We start from the raw sequence: 1,735 nt of genomic DNA, 5'->3' as shown, positions 1-1,735 counted from the left end.
GCGGATGCGCGGGCGTGCCGGCCGGCACCGGCAGGCTGGAATCGAGATCGCCACCGGGCTCGGCCAGCACCAGTTTCCGCAACAGATCAGGCCGCGCCTGCGCCACGCGAAACGCGATGTGCCCGCCGCGCGAATGGCCCATCAGATCGACGGGCCCGGGCCCGACCTGCTCGATGAAAGCGATCATGTCAGAGACGTGCTGCGCCATCTTGAAATCGTCGCCGACGGCGTCCCAATGCGCGGGAAAGAAATGCCGCAGGCTGACCGAGATCACGCGATGCGCCTTCGACAGCGGGCCGAGCATGGAATACCAGGTGCGGAAATCCCCTAACGTGCCGTGCACGCAGACCAGCGGCGGCCCTTCTCCCACTTCGAGATAGGCCATGTCGTAATCGTTGACGCGAAACGTCTGCATGATCAGCCCGCCAGGAAATCCAGGACCACTTCGGAGTATTTCTGCGGCGCCTGCTCGAACATCGGATGCGTCGCGTTCGGGATGATCGCCGTCTTGGAATAGGGCACGTGCGCGGCCAGCGCGTGCAGCACCTTTGGCAGCAGGCCCTTGGTCCGCGCGCCCAGGATGAACAGCGTCGGCATCTTGATCGCCTCCGCATCTTCCTTCGAGAAGGGCGGCCGGTTGTCGCGGATCTGGCCGATCAGCGTATAGGCGTTGTCGCGCAGATTCTGCTTCACCATCGCCGGCAGCCGCGGCCAGGTGCCGGCGCCCTCCAACGTGTCGACGAAGACGGCGAGGCCGCCGTCGACATCGCCGGCCGCGATCTTCTCGGCCGAGGCCGTGAACCGTGCCAGCAGCGGCGAGGGGCCGCCGGCATAGTCCGGATCGAGACTCGCATCGAGCTCGCCGCCGGGTTCGGCCAGGACAAGCCGCCGGAGCAGGTCCGGCCGCTGCTGCGCGACGCGGAAGCAAATGTGCCCGCCGCGGGAATGGCCCATCAGGTCGACCGGGCCGAGGTCGAGCTTCTCGATGAAGGCGATGACGTCCTGGACATGCTGGGCGATCGAATAGGTATCGCCGACGCCATCCCAGCGGTCGGGGAAGAAGTGTCGCAAGCTGACAGCGATCACCCGGTGCCGCTGCGTCAGCGGCCCGAGCACGCAGCCCCAGATGCGGAAGTCCGAGAGCGATCCATGTACGCAGACCAGTGGTGGTCTACCCCTGTCTTCGCCCACGTCGAGATAGGGCATGTCGTATCCGTTGACGTGGAGGCTTTGCATTCTGGGCTCGCGGAAGGGGGGCGGAACTCCTGTGCAAGATTCCCGGAAACCGGGTGGATCGCAACTATTTCCAAGCCTAGATTTAGGCGGAGATCACATTGGGGGCATGCGACAAGGACGTAAGCTCAGGAACCAAGCCATGACCGACCAGCATTTTGCCCTGTTCGACACCAGGATCGGCCTCTGCGCCATCGCCTGGGGCCCGCGCGGCATCAACGGCACGCAATTGCCGATGGGCGGCGAGGAGAAGATCCGCACCCGCATCAGCCAGCGCCACCCGGACGCCACCGAAGCCGAGCCGACCGCCGAGGTGCGAGAGGCGATCGACCGCATCACAAAACTGCTCGCGGGCGAGCCGGATAACCTCACCGACATCCCGCTCGATCTCGACGGCGTGCCCGACTTCAACCGCGGCGTCTACGAGATCGCCCGCGCCATCCCGCCCGGCAAGACCATCACCTATGGCGACATCGCAAAACAGCTCGGCGGTGTCCAGCTG

Annotated in this window: 3 protein-coding genes; 1 reads left to right on the top strand and 2 read right to left on the bottom strand. The window is 65.5% G+C overall.

The features are described from left to right. Together ACXJL8_RS40275 and ACXJL8_RS40270 are read right to left on the bottom strand one after the other, a co-directional pair. The coding region (locus tag ACXJL8_RS40275; protein WP_456686950.1) for an alpha/beta fold hydrolase at positions 1 to 415 on the bottom strand (415 nt) is incomplete at its 3' end. Between the two features lie 2 nt (positions 416 to 417). Then, a complete protein-coding gene (locus ACXJL8_RS40270) occupies positions 418 to 1,236 on the bottom strand; it encodes an alpha/beta fold hydrolase (protein WP_456617347.1) in 819 nt (272 codons plus the stop codon). Positions 1,237 to 1,375: 139 nt separating this feature from the next. Between ACXJL8_RS40270 and ACXJL8_RS40265 the strand changes: the two genes are divergently transcribed. Next, the coding region (locus ACXJL8_RS40265) for a methylated-DNA--[protein]-cysteine S-methyltransferase (RefSeq protein ID WP_456686949.1) at positions 1,376 to 1,735 on the top strand (360 nt) is incomplete at its 3' end.

Source organism: Bradyrhizobium sp. P5_C11_2, assembly GCF_054049755.1.
This window is presented reverse-complemented; position numbering and strand designations above follow the sequence as displayed.

Coding starts and splice junctions, on each gene's coding strand:
- ACXJL8_RS40270 (WP_456617347.1), bottom strand. CDS start 1,236: ATGCAAAGCCTCCACGTCAACGGATACGACATGCCCTATCTCGACGTG.